Raw genomic sequence first — 19,092 nt, 5'->3', positions numbered from 1 at the left:
ATCTCGGTATGTGAAAGTTCGTGCTGCGCCGCATCGCGGGGCCATTTCACAGATGACAATCTCGTTCCACAATACAAAATTGAACGAATAACATATTGATTTTATTCAATAATATTTTTCATCTTATATAAGAGACCGGTTCACCTTGCTCCGCAGCACAGGCATAGACTTTGTCCAACGATTCACGCAATGCAAACCAAAGTTTTTTTGCCTTTTCAGCCATAGACCAAGGAGCATGACCATGAGCAACCGCGAAACCGAAATCCGCAATCTGCAGAAAGACTGGGCCGAGAATGGCCGTTGGCAGGGCATCAAGCGCGACTACAGCGCCGAGGATGTCATCCGCCTGCGCGGCTCGATCAGCGTCGAGCACACCCTGGCCCGTCGCGGCGCGACCCGCCTGTGGGAACAGCTGCATAGCGAGCCTTTCGTGAATTCGCTGGGCGCCCTGACCGGCAACCAGGCCATGCAACAGGTCAAGGCCGGCCTGAAGGCCATCTACCTGTCGGGCTGGCAAGTCGCCGGCGACGCCAACCTGGCCGGCGAGATGTACCCCGACCAGTCGCTGTACCCCGCCAACTCGGTGCCGCAGGTCGTGCGCCGCATCAACAACTCGCTGACCCGCTGCGACCAGATCCAGTGGATGGAAGGCAAGAACCCGGGCGACGAGGGTTACATCGATTTCTTCGCGCCCATCGTGGCCGATGCCGAAGCCGGCTTTGGCGGCGTGCTCAATGCGTTTGAACTGATGAAGGCCATGATCGAGGCCGGCGCCTCGGGCGTGCACTTCGAAGACCAGCTCGCGTCGGTCAAGAAGTGCGGCCACATGGGCGGCAAGGTGCTGGTGCCCACCCGCGAAGCCGTGGCCAAGCTGGTGTCGGCGCGCCTGGCGGCCGACGTGATGGGCACGCCCACCGTGCTGCTGGCCCGCACCGACGCCGACGCGGCCGACCTCGTGACCAGCGATGTCGACGAAAACGACCGGCCGTTCATCACCGGCGAACGCACCGTGGAAGGTTTCTTCCGCACCAAGGCCGGTATTGACCAGGCGATCTCGCGCGGCCTGGCCTATGCACCCTACGCCGACCTGATCTGGTGCGAAACGTCCACGCCCAACCTGGAATACGCCCGCAAGTTCGCGGACGCCATCCATCGTCAATTCCCGGGCAAGCTGCTGGCGTATAACTGCTCGCCGTCGTTCAACTGGAAGAAGAACCTGGACGACGCCACCATCGCCAAGTTCCAGCGCGAGCTGGGCGCCATGGGCTACAAGTTCCAGTTCATCACGCTGGCCGGCTTCCACGCGCTGAACTACGGCATGTTCGAACTGGCCCACGGCTACGCCCGCCGCCAGATGAGCGCCTTCGTCGAATTGCAGCAAAAGGAATTCGCCGCCGCCGACATGGGCTTCACCGCCGTGAAGCACCAGCGCGAAGTGGGCACCGGCTACTTCGACGCCGTCACCCAGACGATCGAAGGCGGCCAGTCGTCGACCACCGCGCTGACCGGCTCGACGGAAGAGGCCCAGTTCGAACACGGCAAGGTGCAGAAGGTCGCCTGAGCCTGACGGATCAGATTTTGCAGTTGCAGTTGTAGTGCTGTTGTAGGGTGGATTCAGGGTGCCTTCGGGCACCCTTTTTTTTCGGCCAGATAGGCGCCGGGAGGCTGACCCAGTGCGCGGCGGAAGGCGGACGTGAAGGCGCTGGGGCTGGCGTAGCCCAGGTCCAGCGCGATACGGGTCACCGGCAGGCCCTGGCTCAGGCGTTCGATCGCGGCCAGCAGGCAGGCCTGCTGGCGCCAGGCGGCGAAGCTTGTGCCCGTCTGCGCGCGGAACAGGCGGGTGAACGCGCGTCGGCTCATGCCGGCTTGTGCGGCGACGCTGTCCAGGCTGGGTGCGATGGACGGTTCGGCGAACAGTTGCCGGCAGGCGCGCGCCAGGCGGGGATCGTCGGGCAGCGGCGCGCTCAACGGCAGCGGCGCCATGGCGGCGATTTCCTCGGCCAACAGGGCCATGAGCTTGCCGGCGCGACCGTCCAGGTCGTACAGCGCGGGCAGGTCGATGGCGGCGTCCAGCAACCGGCGCAGCAGGGGGGACACGCCCAGCACGCAGCAATGCGCGGGCAGCCCCAAGGCCTGCGCCGCGGGATCGGCCAGGAAGGTGTTCAGCATGGTCACCGGTCCGCCCATGGTCATTTCGTGGGTGATGCCGGCGGGCACCCAGCAGGCGCGCTGCGGCGGCACCAGCCAGCGGCCGTGGGGCGTGGCGACGCTGATCGCGCCACGCGCGGCAAAGGCGAACTGGCCGCGCCGGTGGGCGTGCACGGGAAACGTCAGGCCCGCGGGGTAGTCGCAGGCGGTTACGACCACGTCGCGGGCAATGTCCTCGTAGGGGTCGACCAGGGTGTTGCGCATGGCCCGGATTCTACATTGATAGGCCTGGCATCGAAGGCAGGCCAGGCGGAGGCGGCCTACGATGCCAAGGTCTCTGCAACCCAAGGCCGCCCGCCCGCGAGCGCGCCGCGACAACGCTTCTGGAACCCGGATGCCCAATACTTTTCACCGCGTGGGGCAAGGCCCCCATCCCGTCATCGTGCTGCATGGCTGGTTTGGCGATGCGCATGCATTCGAACCGATCGAGCCCTGGCTGTCGGGCGACGCCTTCAGCTACGTGTTCATGGACTACCGCGGCTATGGCGGCATGCGGGATGCGCCGGGAGCGTACTGCATCGACGAGATCGCCGCGGATACCCTGGCACTGGCGGACGCGCTGGGCTTTGACCGGTTCAGCCTGGTGGGGCATTCGATGGGCGGCATGGCCATCGAGCGGGTCGCGACGTTGGCGCCGCGGCGGGTGCGTGCGTTGGTGCCGGTGGCGCCGGTGCCTTGCGGCGGCGTGCCGATGGCGCCAGCCGCGCGGGGATTGCTGCAGGGGGCGGCCGCCGACCTTGCCAAGCGCCGCGCCATCATCGACCGCAGCACCGGCGCACGCCTGCCGGCGGCGTGGGTTCAGTGGAAGGCGGCGTATTCCGCGCAACACGCCTCAGCCGATGCATTTGCCGCCTACCTGCCGGCCTGGGCCGATACCGATTTCAGCGATGCGATCGATGGGCGTCATCCGGTGTTGGCGCTGGTGGGCGAACATGATCCGGTGTTCACCGCGGCGCTGATGACTGCGACGTATGGACAGCGCTACCCGGGGGCAGCGGTTCAGGTGCTGCAGAACGCGGGGCACTACCCGATGAATGAAACGCCGCTGGCCCTGGTGGCGGCGATCGAGCGCTTTTTGCATGCGGTGGCGGCGGATTGAGGCGCGAGGGGCGGGTTCGTGCGTCAGGCCGTTCCGCGGCGTGGGCGGGTTGGGCGCGGTGTTACCGGCGCGCGCCTTCCAGCAGCGCCTGCACCAGGCGATTGTCCTGGTCCGTCTGCCGGCACACGAACGAGATCTGCCGATAGGGCGCGTCCTTGCCCAGCGGCAGCACGCGCACCGGATGCACGTCCAGCAGATTGGGACCGGGCTCGGGCAGGATGCATACGCCCAGCCCTTCGGACACCAGCGCGGTCAGCGCGGCCAGCGATTGCAGGTCGATGCGGCAGCGCGCATGCGGCGCATGCCGCGCCACATAACGGGCCGCCAGCCGGCCGCCGATGGTGGTCTTGTCAAAGCGGATCCATTCGTAGCGTTCGAACAGGTCGGCCAGCGATTTTTCGCGCGATTGGGGCGGGGCGATCAGCACCAGCCGTTCGCGAAACAGCGGCGTCCATGCCAGCCGCCGGGATCCGCCCGTTTCCGGCTGCGTGATGATCGCCGCGTCGATTTCGCCGGTCTTGAGCTTTTCGACCAGCTCGGTCGCGCGGCCGCGCATCAGCCGCACGTCCAGTTGCGGATAGCGCTCGCGCAGCACCCGCAGCAGCGGCGGCAGCAGGGTCACCTGCAAGGGTTCGATCGTGCCCAGCCGCACACGCCCTTCGACTTGCGGCGTACTGCGCCGGCGCAGCTCGTCCAGCCGCGACAGGGCGTCCTGCAGCACGGCGTCGACCTCGGCCGCGAACGCGTTGGGCCGGGCTTGCAGCGCCGACCGGTCGAATAACGGCTGGCCGAAATATTCCTCGATCTGCTTCATCTGCAGGCTGACGGCGCTGGGCGACAGGCTCATGTCGGCCGCGCCGGCCGCGAAGCTGCCGCCGCGCAACACGGCGTTGAGCGTGCGGAACGATTCGATCTTCATGAGGAATCCTCACGTAGTGTTTTAAGAATCCTCGCTTTATATCATCAGGCGACAGGCCTAGCATGGCGTCGACCATAACAACGCGGCTGGCACCTAGGTGTCAGACCGTGGACACGGAGACATGCCATGAAGAAGATCCTGGGCGGCCTGGCGGCCGCTTGCCTGGCCGGGCTGATGGCCGCGGGCGCCTCGGCCGCACCGCCCTCCCTGCCGCCCACCGTCACGATGGTGGTGCCGTTCCCGCCGGGCGGCAGCAATGATGTGTTTGCGCGGGTACTGGCCGAAAAGCTGGGCGCCCGCGTGGGCGCCACCGTCATCGTCGAGAACCGCCCCGGCGCGGGCGGCGCCATCGGCGCCGAATACGTGGCGCGCGCCCCCAAGGACGGTTCGGTGCTGATGCTGTCGTCGTCGACGTTGACGACCAATGCGGCGGTGCAGACCAATCTGAAATACGACGTGACGCGCAGCTTCGCGCCGGTGGCCATGCTGGCCCGCAGCCCGATGGCGCTGGTGGTGGGCAAGGACTCGCCGTATCAATCCGTGGCCGACCTGCTTGCTGCCGGCCGCAAGGAACCCGGCAAGCTGACCTACGGCAGCGCCGGGCTGGGCTCGGTCAACCAGATGGCCAGCGAGATCCTGGCGGGCGGCGAGAAGACCAGTTTCACGCACGTGCCCTACAAGGGCATGTCGCACGCGCTTAACGACCTGGCCGGCGGCCGGGTCGATTTCGTCATCGGCAGCTTTGCCTCGACCGCGGCCTTGCTCAAGGGCGGCAAGCTGCGCGTGCTGGCCGTAACGTCGCCGGCTCGCTCGCCGTTCTATCCCGACCTGCCCACCATCGGCGAAGGCCAGCCGGGCTATTCGGTCGAATTGTGGTGGGGCGTGCTGGCCCCCGCGGACACGCCCGTGCCGCTGGTCGAGCGCCTGAATGCCGAGATCCGCGGCATCGTCAACGATCCGAAGATGCGCGCCATGTTCGCCGAGGAAAGCGCGGTGCCCGCCGAGCTGACCGTGGCGCAATTCACCGAGCTGGTGCAGGCCGATGCCGCCCGCTGGAAGCAGGTCGCCGCCGACCGCAACATCACCGTTCAATGATCCGCAACCCCCGCCGCATTTGAGAGTGCCCGCATGAGAAGCAAACTGTTTGTCCCGGGATCGCGTCCCGAACTGTTCGCCAAGGCTCTGGCCGGCCCGGCCGACGCCTTGTCGTTCGACCTGGAAGACGCCGTGGCCGGCGAACGCAAGGACGAGGCGCGCCGTCATCTGGCGGACCTGCTGGTCTCGCCCGCGGCGGCGGCCAGCGCCAAGACGTTGATCGTGCGCGTCAATGCGCTGGATTCCGGCTGCTTCCAGGCGGATGTGCAGGCCGTGGTGCGCCCGGCGCTGCGGCTGGTGAACCTGCCCAAGGCAGAGTCCGCGGACCAGGTGCGGGCCGCGGCGCAGGCCATCGAGCAGGCGCGCCGGGACAACGGCGTCGAGCAAGCGGTGGGCTTGCTGCTGAACATCGAATCCCCGCGCGCTTTGCGCGACGCGGCGGCGTTGGCCGCGGCGCACCCCAGCGTGGCCGGCCTGCAGCTGGGGCTGGGCGATCTGTTCGAGCCGGCCGGCATCGACCGTCGCGAGCCGGCGGCGGTGCAGCAGGCCATGTTCGCGCTGCGGCTGGCGGCGGCCGAGGCGGGCGTGTTCGCCTACGACTCGGCCTTTGCCAACATCGAGGACGAGGCCGGTTTCCAGGCCGAGGCCGCGTTGGCGCGCCGGCTGGGCTTTCTGGGCAAGAGCTGCATCCACCCGCGCCAGGTGCCGCTGGCCAACGCGGCGTTCCGGCCCACGGATGCCGAGATCGCGCACGCGCGGCGGGTGGTGCTGGCCGCCGGCCAGGCCGAGGCGCAAGGCGTGGCCGCATTCGTGGTGGACGGGCGCATGATCGACGGCCCCTTCCTGCGCCGCGCCGAAACCGTCGTGCGCCTGGCCGACACGCTGGAGGCGCGATGACTGCCGCCGCGACGCCGCAAGCGGCCACCGGACCGCTGGCCGGAGTCCGGGTGCTGGACCTGAGCGCTTATATCGCCGGCCCGTACGGTTGCGCCTTGCTGGCCGACCAGGGCGCTGACGTGATCAAGGTGGAGCCGCCCACGGGCGACAACCTGCGCAAGTATCCCTCCACGCTGGAGGCCGAGAGCCGCGCGTTCCTGGGCGTGAACCGCGGCAAGCGCGGACTGGTGCTGGACCTGAAGCAGGACGCGGCGCGCGAGGTCCTGCGCACGCTGGTCGCGCGCGCCGACGTGCTGGTGCACAACTTTCGTCCCAGCGTGCCGGCGCGGCTGGGCATTGCCTACGAGCAACTGGCCGAGATCAACCCGCGCCTGATCTATTGCGCGGTCAGCGGCTATGGCGAAAGCGGGCCGCTCAAGGACAAGGCGGGCTACGACCAGGTACTGCAGACCATGACGGGCATGTGCGCGTTGCAAGGCCGCGCGGAAGGGCCGCCCGAAGTGCTGTACGGCTCGGTGGTGGACTACTACGCGTCGGCCATGGTGGCTGCGGGGGTGGCGTCCGCGCTGTACGAGCGCGAGCGCAGCGGGCGCGGCCAGTTCGTCGGCGTGTCGCTGCTGCGCAGCGCGCTGGCGCTGCAATCGGCGCGGCTGGTGTGGGCCGAGGGCGAGCCGCGCGAGGTCGGTCGCGACATGCGGTCGGGCGGTATCACCGGCATCCATCCCACGCGTGACGGCTATCTGTACATATCGGCCAATACACCGCATTTCTGGCAGGCGCTGTGCGCCAAGACCGGCCTGCACGACTTGGCGGCGGATGCGCGCTATGACTCGGTGCGCAAGCGCGCGCAGTATCGCGATGAAATCGTGCCGCTGCTGCACCAGGCCTTGCAAGCCCATGGCGCGCTGGAATGGGAGGCGCTGTTCGGCGAAGAGGTGCCTTGCGCCGCGGCGCGCGGCGTCGAGGACATGTTCGATTTTCCGCAGGTGCAGGCCGAAGATATGATCTCGACCTTCGCGCATCCGGTGGTGGGCAGCTACCGCGGTTTCGCGCAGGCCATAAAGTACGGCCGCAGCCAACCGGCCACGCCGCGCGCCGCGCCCGCCTTTGGCGAGCATGGCGATGAGGTGCTGGCGGAAGCGGGGATCGATCCGGCGCGGGTGGCGCGGCTGCGCGCCAGGGGGGCGTTGGGCTAGGGCCTTTTAGTGTTGACAGGCCCTAGGAGGCCGCGGCGTTGCTCAGCGCGGCCAGGCACTCGTCCAGCGGCGCAATCGTGCCCGCCAGCGCATCTACCGCTGCCGCGTCCACGCGGTCCAGCGGCGGGATTTCCGCCAGCACCCGCACATTGCCGAAGCGCTCGATGGCTTCGCGGTTGCCTGCCGACAGCGGTCCGCTCATGACCACCCCCAGCACCGGAATGGCGCGGCGGCGCAGCGCCTCCAGGCTGAGCAGCGTGTGGTTGATGGTGCCCAGGCCGCTGCGCGCGGCCAGCACCACGGGCAGGCCCAGGCGCGCGATCAGGTCGATCATCATGTGGCTGTCGTCGATCGGCACGTACAGGCCGCCGGCGCCTTCGATGATGAGCGGTGCGCGGGTGGCGGGCGGCACGATGGCGGTGGCGTCGATTTCCGCGTCTTCCAGCGGCGCGGCGGCCCAGGGCGACAGCGGCGCCTGCAGCACGTAGGCGGGCAGGTGCAGCCGTTCGGGCGGCAGCTGCGCCAGGCGGGCGACGGTGTCGGTGTCGCCCGGCTCCTCGGCCACGCCGGTCTGCACCGGCTTCCAGTAGTCGGCGTGCCAGGCGCGGGCCAGGATGGCCGACACCAGGGTCTTGCCGATGCCGGTGTCGGTGCCGGTCACGAATACGCCCTTGGGGCGGGAGTCAGTCTTGTTTGTCCACATGCCGTAGGCCAGGTGATAGGTCACCGTGGCTCCTTGTTGGTCGAAATGGGCCAGCACGCGCCGTAAGGCGGCGGCGCCCAGCGGCGCGCGCCCGGGGGCGGGCGTGGTGGCGCCGATGCCCTTGAGCGCTTTCAGGAAATGCAGGCCGTCAGGATGTTGTTGTATCAGTCGCTCGCTGTGCACGCCACCGGCCAGATTGCCCTGGGCCGGATGGATGGCGCCGGCGGCCGGATAGGGCGGGGTCGCCGCCGTCAGCCCGGCGGCATCGTGGGCGGTCCGCCATTCCATGAAGGTGCCGGCGGCCAGCGTGGCCACCGCCAGGTGGCCGCCGGGCGCCAGCAGGGCGGCCAGCCGCCCCAGCCCGGCGTTCAGGTCCGTGAACCATTGCACCGCCAGGCTGGAGCAGATCAGGTCGTAGCCGCCCGGCAGCTCGCCGGGATGCTCGCCGTCCAGCACCTGGTAGCGGGCCGTGCCGGGCAGGGCCGGGCCCTGCCCGGCACGGGCCAGCATCGCGGGCGAGATATCGGTGATGGTCCAGTCGGCCGGACCCAGCCGGGCGGCCAGCGCCTGGGTCAGCAGGCCGGTGCCGCAGCCGATCTCCAGGATGCGCGGGCGCGGCGGCAGCGGCAGCCGCAGGATGTCGTCGGCCAGCCGCTGGGCGGTGATGCGCTGGGCGCAGGCGTGGGCCTCGTACTGGTCCGCGGCGGCGCCGAAGCGGGCGCCGACCTGGGTGTTGCGCGCCGCCTGCGTCATGCGGCGGGCGCCAGCGCGGCGAGAAAATCGCGGATCTGCCGCGCGCACCAATCGGTGTCGGTGGCGGGCAGCAAGTGGCCGCCGGTGTCGCGCCAGCGCAGGCCGGCGGCATCGCCAAAGGTCGCCTGCGTCAGCGGCGCGGACACGATGGGGTCCTGCCCGCCGGCCAGCGCCAGCAGCGGCACGGCCAGGCCGGCCAGCGCGGCGCGCTGGTCTTCGTCGCGCAGCGCCTGCAGGTCGCGGGTCAAGGGGGCGAGCCGGGGCGAGCCGAACGCGGCCGCATCGCCGCAGCGCTGGCGGAAATCCCGCAGCACCGCGTCGGGCTGGATCGCCAGCCGGTTCAGCATGCGGTCCAGCATCCGCGCCGGCACGCCGGCGGCAAAGTCCGGCGCAGCGGCGAAGCGGGCGAAACCATTGATGGACACCAGGCCGATGCGGGCCGGCGCGGGGTCGCGCAGCAGCCGCAGCACGCCCAGGGAATGGCCGATGGCCACCCACGGGCCGTCGGGCAGGGGTTCGCGGCCGGGGCCGAAGTAGCCGGCGTCGAATGTGGCCTGGGGCCAGTCGCTTAGCGCGGCGGCCAGCGGCGCCCAGAACGCGGCGTCGAAGGCCCAGCCGTGCACGAACAGCAGGGTGGGGCGGGGAGCGGAGGCTTGCATGGCGGCGGTCGTCAGGCGAGGGCGGCGGCCAGGCCGGCGATCAGGCGGTCAAGGTCGGCGTCGCGATGCGCGGCGCTCAGGGCGATGCGCAGGCGGCTGGTGCCGGCCGGCACGGTGGGCGGGCGGATCGCCACGGCCAGCAGGCCGCGCTGTTCCAGATTGGACGCCAGCGCCAGGGCGCGGGCGGCGTCGCCGACCATGGCGGGCACGATCTGCGTCGACGAGGCGCCGGTATCCAGGCCCAGCCCGCGCAAGGCGTGGCGCAGGCGCTCGCCCGAGGCGGCCAGGCGGGCGCGTTCGGCGTCCAGCGTGGGCACCAGGTCCAGCGCGGCGTCCATGGCACCCAGCACCGCCGGCGGCAGTGCCGTGGTGTAGATGAAGCCCGAGCAGGCGTTGATCAGATAGTCGCACAGGGCGCGCGAGCCGGCGATGTAGGCGCCGAAACCGCCCAGCGCCTTGCTGAAGGTGCCCATGGCCAGGTCGATATGGCCGGGCGCCAGTCCGGCCAGTCCCATGCCGTCCGGCCCCAGCACGCCGGTGGCGTGGGCCTCGTCCAGGTAGACAAAGGCGTTGTAGCGGTCGGCCAGCGCCGCCAGGCGGACCACGTCGGTGCGGTCGCCGTCCATGCTGAAGACGCTTTCGGTAACGATGAAGCGGGCCGCTGGCCCCGGGCGGGCAGCCAGCAGGGTCTCCAGGTGGTCCAGATCGTTGTGGCGAAAGCGGATCTGCTTGACGCCCGCCGCCTGGCAGCCGTGGTGCAGGCTGGCGTGGTTGAGCTTGTCGGCGTAGACCTGCACCTCGCCCTGGCCGGCGGCGGCGCGCAGCAGCGCGGGCAGGACGGCGGCGTTGGCCTGCCAGCCGGATGCCAGCAGCAGCGCGGCTTGTGTCCCCTTCAGGCGCGCCAGCTTGGCCTCGACCTGCTCGTGCAGGTCCAGGTTGCCGCAGACCAGGCGCGACGCCTGCGCGCCGGCGCCGTGGCGGGCGGCCCATTCGCGGGCGCGGTCGATCAGCAGCGGATGCTTGGACAGGCCCAGGTAGTCGTTGCTGGAGAAATTCAGCGCGGGCGCGCCGTTGATCTCGATGCGCCCGGCCGGGGCGACGGTGGCGGTGCGCAGCCGGCGGCGCACATGGCGCGATTCGGCAAGCGCCAATTCGGAAGAAAACAGAGGATCCAGCTTAGACATGACGATTTCCCGCAGCGGCCGGCGCCAGGGGAGGGCCCGGGCCAGGCCGTAGAATGCGAGCCATTGTAGTGGAGGTGAAACATGCAGACCCCCGACTGGGTGGCCCAGGGCCAGCCCCATATCTGGCTGCCCTATGCCCAGATGAAAACGGCGACGCCGCCCTTGCCCGTGGCCCGCAGCCGCGGCAGCCGGCTGGAACTGGCCGACGGCCGCGAACTGATCGACGGCGTGGCGTCCTGGTGGACCGCCTGCCACGGTTACAACCATCCGCATATCGCCCAGGCCGTGCGCGCGCAGCTGGACGCCATGCCGCACGTGATGTTCGGCGGCCTGACCCACGAGCCGGCCCTGACCCTGGCGCGGCGCCTGGCCGGCCTGCTCGGTCCGGGGCTGGACCGCGTGTTCTATACGGATTCGGGCTCGGTGGCGGTGGAAGTCGCCATGAAGATGGCGGTGCAGTTCTGGCTGAACCAGGGCGAACGCGGCCGCAGCCGTTTCCTGGCGTTCCGCGGCGGCTACCACGGCGATACCTTCGGCACCATGGCGGTGTGCGACCCGGACGAGGGCATGCACAGCCTGTTTCGCGGCATGCTGGCCGAGCACGACATCGTTGACCTGCCGCGCAGCGACGAGGCCATGGCCCAATTGGACGCATTTCTGGAAACCCGCGGACCGCAGTTGGCCGGCATTCTGGTCGAGCCGCTGGTGCAAGGCGCCGGCGGCATGCTGCTGCATGACCCGGATGTGTTGCGGCGCTTGCGCCGGCTGGCCGACCGCCATGGCCTGCTGCTGATCTTCGACGAGATCTTCACGGGTTTTGGCCGCACCGGCACGATGTTCGCGTTCGAGCAAGCTGGCGTGAAGCCCGACATCATCACGCTGTCCAAGGCCCTGACCGGCGGCACGCTGCCGCTGGCCGCCACCGTGGCCAGCAACCGGGTGTTTGACGGTTTCTGGTCCGACGATCCGGCGCATGCGCTGATGCACGGCCCCACCTTCATGGGCAACGCGCTGGCCTGCGCCGCCGCCAATGCATCGCTGGACCTGTTCGAGACCGAGCCGCGGTTGGACCAGGCGCGGGCGATCTCGGCGGCCCTGGCCGCGGGCCTGGCCCCATGCCGCGAGCTGGACTGGGTGCGCGACGTGCGGGTGCTGGGCGCCATCGGCGTGGTCGAGCTGGACGGCATCCACGACCGCGAGGCTCTCAAGCGCCGCCTGGTCGAGGCGGGCGTGTGGGTGCGGCCGTTTGGCAACGTGGTGTATCTGACGCCGGCCCTGACTATCGGGGCGGAGGAATTGGATATCTTGATGCGGGCGGTGGTGGGGGTGCTGCGGGCGCAGCGGCCTTAGGTGGGCGGCCCCCTTGATCCACATCAAGGTGAAGAGGGGCGCGCGCGGCTTACCATCGGCGCATGCGAGCAAAATCGATCTTCGCCGTCCCGGCGACCCTGTCCGACGCCGAACGCCAGCAGCGCCGCCATGCGCTGGTGCGCCTGTCGCTGGCGTGGCTGGCGATGATGCAGGTGATGATGTTCGCCTGGCCCGGGTATCTGCGCCATGAGGGCATCCCCAAGGATGCGCTGGACACGCTGGACTGGGCGATCGTGCTGATGAACTGGGCCAGCCTGGCGCTGACCGTGCCCGTGGTGTTGTATTCCGCCTGGCCGATCTGGCGTCACGCCGGGGCGAATCTGCGGCAGGGGCGCGCCGGCATGGACGTGCCAGTGGCGCTAGGCATCGTCGCTGCCTTCATCCCCAGCGTGCACGCGACGTATACGGGGCGCGGCGAAGTCTATTTCGATTCCGTCACGATGTTCGTCGCGTTCCTGCTGACCGCGCGCTATCTGGAGCTGTGCGCCCGCCAGTCGTTCGGCGGTGCCGCGGGAGGCCTGCGCCACGCGCGGGTCGAAACGCAGCGGCTGGCCCTGGGCGCCAGCGCCGATCGCCTGGCCTCGCGCTTCGTCCTGGCGCAGGTGGCGTTGGCGCTGGGCGCGGGCGCGGTCTGGGCCTATATCGACCCGGCGCATAGCGTGCCGGTGATGGTGGCGTTGCTGGTGATGAGCTGTCCCTGTGCCATGTCGATGGCGGTGCCCACCGCTATGGCCTCGGCGCATGCCGCGCTGGCGGCCGACCCGGCCATGTCCGATGCGATGCTGGACGCGCTGCTGGATCGCGCCCGCGGCAAGGCGCGCCAGAACCTGCACGGCTCGCTGGCCTGGCACCTGCTGATGACGCCGCTGGCGCTGGTGGGCTGGGTCACGCCCTGGCTGGCCGCGATCACCATGCTGGTGTCGTCGCTGGCTGTGGCCTACAACTCATGGCGGCTGACGCGCCATGGCGGCAGCGTCCACGAGGCCGCCGACGGCGCGCTGGAAGCCGCGCCATGACCATCCTGTACCTGCTGCTGCCGCTGTCGCTGCTGTTCGTGTTCGCGATTGGCATTTTCCTGTGGTGGGCCGTGTTCAACGGCCAGTACGACGACACCGACAGCGCCGGCGCCGCCATCCTGCGGGACGACGACAGCGGGCCCGCGTCGCGCGGCTGACACGCGTTGTCGCGCGATTCGCGCAAGTTCCCCCGCGCTCCGTGCCGCGTTTGACGCATATCAACACCCGTTTGCGCGCCTGCCCCCATCATTGAAACCTGGAGCTATTTGTTTCTTTTAGGGGAAGGGTGATGAACGATTGCGCCGCAATCGCAAGCAAGGCCGATACCTTCAACTACAGGATCGTGAGGCAATTCGCGCTCATGACGGTGGTCTGGGGCATTGTCGGCATGGCTGTGGGCGTTTTTCTCGCCGCGCAGCTGATTTGGCCTCAGTTGAACTTCGATACCGCCTGGCTGAGCTACGGCCGCCTGCGTCCGCTGCACACCAATGCGGTGATCTTCGCCTTCGGCGGCAGCGCGCTGTTCGCGACCTCGTACTACGTCGTGCAGCGCACCTGTCAGACGCGCCTGTTCTGCGACCGGCTCGCGGCGTTCACCTTCTGGGGGTGGCAGGCCGTCATCGTGGCCGCCGCCATCACCCTGCCGATGGGCTTTACCAGCAGCAAGGAATACGCCGAGCTGGAATGGCCGATCGACATCCTGATCACACTGGTCTGGGTGGCCTACGCCATCGTGTTCTTCGGCACCATCATCAAGCGCCGGTCCAAGCACATCTACGTGGCCAACTGGTTCTTCGGCTCGTACATCCTCACCATTGCCATCCTGCACATCTTCAATAACATCGAGATGCCGGTGACGCTGTGGAAGTCGTACTCCGCCTACTCGGGCGTGCAGGACGCGATGGTGCAATGGTGGTACGGCCACAACGCCGTGGGCTTTTTCCTGACCACCAGCTTCCTGGGCATGATGTATTACTTCGTGCCCAAGCAGGCCGGCCGTCCGATCTATTCGTACCGGCTGTCCATCGTCCACTTCTGGGCGCTGGCCTTCACGTACATGTGGGCGGGCCCGCACCACCTGCTGTACACCTCGCTGCCCGACTGGACCCAGTCGCTGGGCATGACGTTCTCGCTGATCCTGCTGGCGCCCTCGTGGGGCGGCATGATCAACGGCATCATGACGCTGCAGGGCGCCTGGTACAAGCTGCGCACCGACCCGATCCTCAAGTTCATGGTGACCGCGCTGTCGTTCTACGGCATGGCCACCTTCGAGGGCTCGATGATGTCGATCCGCACCGTGAACGCGCTGTCGCATTACACGGACTGGACCATCGGCCACGTGCACTCCGGCGCGCTCGGCTGGGTCGCGATGATCACGTTCGGTTCGCTGTACTACCTGATTCCGCGCCTGTACGGCCGCGAAAAGATGTACAGCGTCAAGGCCATCGAACTGCATTTCTGGATCGCCACCATCGGCGTGGTGCTGTACATCGCCGCGATGTGGATCGCCGGGGTGCAGCAGGGCCTGATGTGGCGCGACACGGCATCCGACGGCACGCTGGTCTACAGCTTCGTCGAAGAACTCAAGACGCGCGTGCCTTATTACCTGATCCGCCTGCTGGGGGGCGCGCTGTTCCTGTCGGGTGTCCTGGTCATGGCCTGGAACGTATGGAAGACCGTGCGCGGCGCGCAAGCGGTCAACCCCGCGATTCCGCAAGACGACCCCCACGCTGCCCGCACGCCGGCCATCGCCGCCGCGCCGGCTACTGTTTGACGAGGACATCATGGCCAACAAGCAACAAGGCTTTTTTTCTCACCAGACGCTTGAGAAGAACATCGGCTGGATGATCATCGCCAGCATCCTGGTGGTGTCCTTCGCCGGCCTGGTCCAGATCGTGCCGCTGTTCTTCCAGCACAGCACGACGCAGCCGGTCGCCGGGGTCGAACCCTACAGCCCGCTGCGCCTGATGGGCCGCGACGTCTACATCCGCGAAGGCTGTGTCGGCTGCCACTCGCAGCAGGTGCGCCTGCTGGCCGCCGAAGTGCAGCGCTATGGCTCGTACTCGCTGGCATCGGAATCGGTGTTCGATCATCCCTTCCTGTGGGGCTCCAAGCGCACCGGTCCCGATCTGGCACGCGTGGGCGAGCGGTATTCGGATGACTGGCACCGCATCCATCTGCGCGACCCGCGCAAGGTGGTGCCCGAGTCCAACATGCCGGCCTACCCGTGGCTGCAACAGACCGTGATCACCGGTCAGAACGTGGACCAGCGCATGCGCGCGCTGCGCGCCCTGGGCGTGCCGTACACCGACGACGAAATCGCCGCCGCGCCCAAGGCCATCGAAGGCAAGACCGAAGAGGACGCGCTGGTGGCCTACCTGCAAGGGCTGGGTGTGGGCGTACGCAAGGCACAGCAGGCAAAGAAGGCGGAAGAGGCCAAGAAAGCCGAGCAAGCCAGGAGGGCGGCCCAGCCCGCGCCGGCCCCCGCCGCCACGGCCACCCAACCGGCCGCCACGGGAGGCTGATCATGGCGTTCCTGAGCGCAATCGTCACCGCCATTTCGATGGCGACCTTTTTCGGCATCGTCTGGTGGGCCTGCTCGCGCGGCCGCCAGCGCGCCAACAGCGAATCGGCCCTGCTGCCGTTCGCGCTGCCCGATGAGTTCGGGCCTGCACAACAAGATGGAGCGGATCGGTCATGAGCGATTTCGTCAATGGCTTCTGGGGATATTTCATCTCGATCGTCGCGGTCGGCGGCGTGGTCTGGTGCGTATGGCTGCTGTACACGCAGCGCCGCTGGCTCAGCACCAAGCCGGCCAATGGCCAGGTGCAAGACACCGGCCACGTCTGGGACGGCGACCTGACCGAGCTGAACAACCCCGTGCCCGGCTGGTGGACCTGGATGTACCTGCTGGCCTGCGTGTTCGCGCTGGGCTACCTGTTCTTCATGCCCGGCCTGGGTTCCTACAAGGGCCAACTGGGCTACAGCAGCGCCGACGAAGTGGCGCGCCAGCAGGCCCAGATGGCCGAAGCCGTGCGCCCCATCTACGCACGCTTCGAGACCATGACCGTGCCGCAGATCGCCGCCGACCCCGGCGCCCGCGAAATCGGCCAGCGCCTGTTTCTGAACACCTGCGCGCAGTGCCACGGGTCGGACGCCAAGGGCGGCCCCAGCTTTCCCAACCTGACCGACGGTGATTGGCTGCATGGCGGCTCGCCCGAAGCCATTACGCAGACCATCACCAACGGCCGCATCGGCATGATGCCGCCCTGGAAGGCCGCCATCGACGCCAAGACCGCCGGCGACATCGCGCAGTACGTGCGGTCGCTGTCGGGCCTGACGGCCGACCCGGTGCGGGTCTTCCGCGGCAAGCGCGAGTTCGCCAACTACTGCGTTGCCTGTCACGGTGTCGACGGCAAGGGCAACCAGGCCCTGGGCGCGCCCAATCTGACCGACGACGTGTGGCTGTACGGCAGTTCGGAGGCCACCATCGTCAAGACCATCCTGGATGGCCGCGACAACCGCATGCCGGCCCACGGCGACATCCTCACGCCCGAGCAGATCAAGATCCTGACGGCCTGGGTCTGGGGGCTGTCCAACAAAACGGATGCCGCCCCGGCGCCGCAGGCCGCGGCGACGGTACCGGCCAAGTAGCAGACGGCGCATAGGTGGGGGCGCGCCGGCAAGGCGGCCCCCATATCACATGGACATACGGCAGGAGCAGCACATGGATGATGGGTCAACCGCAAGCGTCAGCAGTCCGCCTGGCGGCGACCCGCCACCCTGGCGGCCGCACACGCGGCCGCCGCGGCCCGGCCAGGAAACGCTGGAGCAGACGCTGGCCGGCGTGCGCAGCAAGATCTATCCGCGCTCGGTCAGCGGCATCTTCGCGCGCTGGCGCATCGCATTCGTCTTCCTGACCCAGCTGATTTTCTACGGCCTGCCCTGGCTGCAATGGAACGGCCGCCAGGCCGTGCTGTTCGACCTGGGCGCGCGCAAGTTCTACCTGTTCGGCCTGGTGCTGTGGCCGCAAGACGTGGTGTACCTGGCGGTGCTGCTGGTGATCTCGGCGCTGGCGCTGTTCCTGTTCACCGCGGTGGCGGGGCGGCTGTTCTGCGGCTATGCCTGTCCGCAGACCGTCTACACCGAGATCTTCATGTGGATCGAGCGCAAGGTCGAAGGCGACCGCATCGCCCGCATCAGACTGGATGAATCGCCCTGGTCCTGGCGCAAGGCGCGCATCAAGGTCACCAAGCATGCGCTGTGGATCGCGCTGGCGTGGTGGACGGGATCGACCTTCATCGGCTATTTCGCGCCCATCCGCGAGCTGGGCCACGAACTGTTCACGCTGCAGCTGGGCCCGTGGCAATGGTTCTGGATGCTGTTCTACGGCTTTGCCACCTGGGGCAACGCGGGCTTCATGCGCGAGTCGGTCTGCAAGTACATGTGCCCGTATGCGCGCTTCCAGAGCGTGATGGTGGACCCGGACACCTTCGTCGTCACCTACGACAAGCGCCGCGGCGATCCGCGCGGCAGCCGCTCGCGCAAGGTCGATCACAAGGCCGCCGGACTGGGCGATTGCGTCGATTGCAGCCTGTGCGTGCAGGTCTGTCCGACGGGCATCGATATCCGCGAGGGCCTGCAATACATGTGCATCGGCTGCGGCGCCTGTATCGACGCCTGCGAGCAGGTGATGGACAAGATGCAGTATCCGTCGGGGCTGATCCGCTATACCTCCGAGCGGGCCATGCTGGACGGCCTGTCGACCCAGAGCGCGCGCTCGCACCTGCTGCGGCCGCGGGTGCTGATCTACGGCACCCTGATCCTGGGGCTGGCGGTGGCGTTCGTGGTGTCGCTGGCCCTGCGCAATCCGTTGCGGGTCGACGTGATCCGCGACCGCGGCTCGCTGGGCCGCGAGGTCGCCGGCGGCATGATCGAAAACGTGTACCGGCTGCAGATCATCAATACCTCGGACGCGCCGCTGCGACTGCGCCTGTCGGCCGACGGCATGCCGGGGCTGGCGGTGCTGGCCGGCCAGAGCGGATCGGACGTGGTCGAGGTCGAGGCGGCGGCCAACAAGCTGGTACCGATGGTGATCCGCGCGCCGGCGGGCGCCGAGCCGGGCGCGCACCCGATCACGTTGCGGGCCCGCGCCCATGATGCCGAGAACCGGCCCGTCGAGACCGACGAAGCCGCCAGTTTCTACGTACCCGATTGATGGATGTGCCTTCTGTAAAAGGATGCCGACGATGACCTCTGCTGCCCCGCTTGCTTCTTCCCTGTCCGCGCCCCGCGCGGTGAAACCCTGGTATCGGGAGCCGTGGCCCTGGCTGCTGATGGCGGGCCCGTTCGTCGCGGTGGTGGGCTGCGCGATCACGATCTATCTGGCGTATACGCAGTTCGGCAACCAGCCGATCGTGGAAGGGGTGGTCAAGCGCGGGCTGGTGATCGAGCAGGCCGATGCGCCGGGCCGCGAAGCCGGGCCGGCCGTGACGCCGGCGCGTTGATGATCTTGCGAGGGAGCCATGCCATGGGCTTGAAGTCGCTGATGTGGATTCTCTGGCCGTCGTTCCTGGCGGCGGCCATCGGGAGCGGAGTGGTCTTTGCCTTGATCGATCCGCTGGATGTGGCGGTGATGGGGTACGTGCCTTCGGGGCGGGGCGGGTTTTATACGGTGTCGTTCTTTTTGTTTTGGGCGATGGCGGGGGCTGCTAGTGCGTTGACGGCTTATTTGATGCCTAAGGTGGAGGAGGATCAGGATCTTTAGGGGTCGTGGGTTTGGTGCTTCGTAGGCATGGGTTTGGCGCTTCGTAGGCCGCCCGTCTGGCGGCGGGTCTCGGTGTCGAGCGCCCACGATTGCGGTCCGGCGCGCGGGCGCCGGACTTCCCCTTCGTCATCTTCGTCCAGGCCTTCGGCCTTCCCTTCAGATTCCCTCGGGCGCATCGAGGTTGCCCGCCGCCACGAAGCCCTGCACGACGGGCTACGCGTGTCT

At 68.3% G+C, this 19,092-nt stretch carries 20 protein-coding genes; 15 read left to right on the top strand and 5 right to left on the bottom strand.

Annotated features, from left to right (window positions below; genetic code table 11):
* The first annotated feature begins 241 nt into the window (after nucleotides 1–241).
* Nucleotides 242–1,561: an isocitrate lyase gene (gene aceA, locus A9974_RS28375; RefSeq protein ID WP_183007504.1), complete on the top strand. Its 1,320-nt coding sequence runs from the start codon at nucleotides 242–244 to the stop codon at nucleotides 1,559–1,561.
* A gap of 53 nt (nucleotides 1,562–1,614) precedes the next feature.
* On the opposite strand, the gene A9974_RS28370 is transcribed toward aceA, so the two are convergent.
* Nucleotides 1,615–2,412 carry a helix-turn-helix domain-containing protein gene (locus tag A9974_RS28370; RefSeq protein WP_183007503.1) on the bottom strand — a complete coding sequence of 266 codons (798 nt, stop codon included), beginning with the start codon at nucleotides 2,410–2,412 and terminating at the stop codon, nucleotides 1,615–1,617.
* A gap of 130 nt (nucleotides 2,413–2,542) precedes the next feature.
* Here A9974_RS28370 and A9974_RS28365 point away from each other — a divergent pair, with 130 nt between their 5' ends.
* Nucleotides 2,543–3,307 (top strand): alpha/beta fold hydrolase, encoded by a 765-nt coding sequence (locus A9974_RS28365; RefSeq protein ID WP_183007502.1) that lies wholly within the window; start codon nucleotides 2,543–2,545, stop codon nucleotides 3,305–3,307.
* 61 nt (nucleotides 3,308–3,368) lie between these two features.
* Here the strand turns inward: A9974_RS28365 and A9974_RS28360 are convergent, their stop codons facing one another.
* The gene (locus tag A9974_RS28360; RefSeq protein ID WP_183007501.1) at nucleotides 3,369–4,226 is read right to left on the bottom strand and encodes a LysR family transcriptional regulator; all 858 of its coding nucleotides are present in this window, start codon (nucleotides 4,224–4,226) and stop codon (nucleotides 3,369–3,371) included.
* A 126-nt stretch (nucleotides 4,227–4,352) separates the two neighbouring features.
* Here A9974_RS28360 and A9974_RS28355 point away from each other — a divergent pair, with 126 nt between their 5' ends.
* The 3 genes from A9974_RS28355 to A9974_RS28345 are packed head-to-tail and all read left to right on the top strand — an operon-like array spanning nucleotide 4,353 to nucleotide 7,414.
* Nucleotides 4,353–5,321, top strand: a complete 969-nt coding sequence (locus A9974_RS28355) for a tripartite tricarboxylate transporter substrate binding protein (RefSeq protein ID WP_255468355.1) — start codon at nucleotides 4,353–4,355, stop codon at nucleotides 5,319–5,321.
* A gap of 33 nt (nucleotides 5,322–5,354) precedes the next feature.
* Nucleotides 5,355–6,218, top strand: coding sequence for a CoA ester lyase (locus tag A9974_RS28350; protein ID WP_183007500.1), 864 nt, complete (start codon nucleotides 5,355–5,357; stop codon nucleotides 6,216–6,218).
* The gene (locus A9974_RS28345) at nucleotides 6,215–7,414 is read left to right on the top strand and encodes a CaiB/BaiF CoA-transferase family protein (protein ID WP_183007499.1); all 1,200 of its coding nucleotides are present in this window, start codon (nucleotides 6,215–6,217) and stop codon (nucleotides 7,412–7,414) included. The genes A9974_RS28350 and A9974_RS28345 overlap by 4 nt, the downstream gene beginning before the upstream one ends.
* Before the next feature lie 22 nt (nucleotides 7,415–7,436).
* Here A9974_RS28345 and bioD read toward each other — a convergent pair whose 3' ends face one another.
* Genes bioD through bioF form a run of 3 tightly spaced genes read right to left on the bottom strand, consistent with a single transcriptional unit; the run spans nucleotide 7,437 to nucleotide 10,713 of the window.
* Nucleotides 7,437–8,870, bottom strand: a complete 1,434-nt coding sequence (bioD, locus tag A9974_RS28340) for a dethiobiotin synthase (protein ID WP_183007498.1) — start codon at nucleotides 8,868–8,870, stop codon at nucleotides 7,437–7,439.
* A complete protein-coding gene (locus A9974_RS28335; protein WP_183007497.1) occupies nucleotides 8,867–9,529 on the bottom strand; it encodes an alpha/beta fold hydrolase in 663 nt (220 codons plus the stop codon). Before A9974_RS28335 ends, bioD begins: the two co-directional genes overlap by 4 nt.
* A gap of 11 nt (nucleotides 9,530–9,540) precedes the next feature.
* Nucleotides 9,541–10,713, bottom strand: a complete 1,173-nt coding sequence (gene bioF / locus A9974_RS28330; protein ID WP_183007496.1) for an 8-amino-7-oxononanoate synthase — start codon at nucleotides 10,711–10,713, stop codon at nucleotides 9,541–9,543.
* Nucleotides 10,714–10,794: 81 nt separating this feature from the next.
* Between bioF and A9974_RS28325 the strand changes: the two genes are divergently transcribed.
* The 10 genes from A9974_RS28325 (at nucleotide 10,795) to A9974_RS28280 (ending at nucleotide 18,867) form a co-directional block, all read left to right on the top strand.
* Nucleotides 10,795–12,063 (top strand): adenosylmethionine--8-amino-7-oxononanoate transaminase, encoded by a 1,269-nt coding sequence (locus tag A9974_RS28325; protein ID WP_183007495.1) that lies wholly within the window; start codon nucleotides 10,795–10,797, stop codon nucleotides 12,061–12,063.
* Nucleotides 12,064–12,125: 62 nt separating this feature from the next.
* The gene (locus A9974_RS28320; protein ID WP_183007494.1) at nucleotides 12,126–13,100 is read left to right on the top strand and encodes a hypothetical protein; all 975 of its coding nucleotides are present in this window, start codon (nucleotides 12,126–12,128) and stop codon (nucleotides 13,098–13,100) included.
* Nucleotides 13,097–13,258, top strand: coding sequence for a cbb3-type cytochrome oxidase assembly protein CcoS (ccoS, locus tag A9974_RS28315; RefSeq protein ID WP_183007493.1), 162 nt, complete (start codon nucleotides 13,097–13,099; stop codon nucleotides 13,256–13,258). The genes A9974_RS28320 and ccoS overlap by 4 nt, the downstream gene beginning before the upstream one ends.
* 131 nt (nucleotides 13,259–13,389) lie before the next feature.
* Entirely contained in the window at nucleotides 13,390–14,874 is a 1,485-nt protein-coding gene (gene ccoN, locus A9974_RS28310) for a cytochrome-c oxidase, cbb3-type subunit I (protein ID WP_183007492.1), read from the top strand.
* 10 nt (nucleotides 14,875–14,884) lie between these two features.
* Nucleotides 14,885–15,625 carry a cytochrome-c oxidase, cbb3-type subunit II gene (ccoO, locus tag A9974_RS28305; protein WP_183007491.1) on the top strand — a complete coding sequence of 247 codons (741 nt, stop codon included), beginning with the start codon at nucleotides 14,885–14,887 and terminating at the stop codon, nucleotides 15,623–15,625.
* Nucleotides 15,625–15,801, top strand: a complete 177-nt coding sequence (locus A9974_RS28300; protein WP_183007586.1) for a CcoQ/FixQ family Cbb3-type cytochrome c oxidase assembly chaperone — start codon at nucleotides 15,625–15,627, stop codon at nucleotides 15,799–15,801. The genes ccoO and A9974_RS28300 overlap by 1 nt, the downstream gene beginning before the upstream one ends.
* Entirely contained in the window at nucleotides 15,798–16,754 is a 957-nt protein-coding gene (ccoP, locus tag A9974_RS28295; RefSeq protein ID WP_183007490.1) for a cytochrome-c oxidase, cbb3-type subunit III, read from the top strand. The genes A9974_RS28300 and ccoP overlap by 4 nt, the downstream gene beginning before the upstream one ends.
* A gap of 73 nt (nucleotides 16,755–16,827) precedes the next feature.
* On the top strand, nucleotides 16,828–18,318 hold the full coding sequence (gene ccoG / locus A9974_RS28290) for a cytochrome c oxidase accessory protein CcoG (protein WP_183007489.1): 1,491 nt from the start codon (nucleotides 16,828–16,830) through the stop codon (nucleotides 18,316–18,318).
* Between the two features lie 31 nt (nucleotides 18,319–18,349).
* Nucleotides 18,350–18,607 (top strand): FixH family protein, encoded by a 258-nt coding sequence (locus A9974_RS28285; protein WP_183007488.1) that lies wholly within the window; start codon nucleotides 18,350–18,352, stop codon nucleotides 18,605–18,607.
* A 23-nt stretch (nucleotides 18,608–18,630) separates the two neighbouring features.
* The gene (locus A9974_RS28280; protein ID WP_183007487.1) at nucleotides 18,631–18,867 is read left to right on the top strand and encodes a hypothetical protein; all 237 of its coding nucleotides are present in this window, start codon (nucleotides 18,631–18,633) and stop codon (nucleotides 18,865–18,867) included.
* The last annotated feature ends 225 nt before the right edge of the window (nucleotides 18,868–19,092 follow it).

Origin of the sequence: Achromobacter sp. UMC71 (genome assembly GCF_014170305.1) — a bacterium.
In the GTDB taxonomy this organism is placed as follows: Bacteria; Pseudomonadota; Gammaproteobacteria; order Burkholderiales; family Burkholderiaceae_B; genus Achromobacter.
Note: the sequence above shows the minus strand (reverse complement) of the source record. Positions and strands in the feature narration are given on the sequence as shown.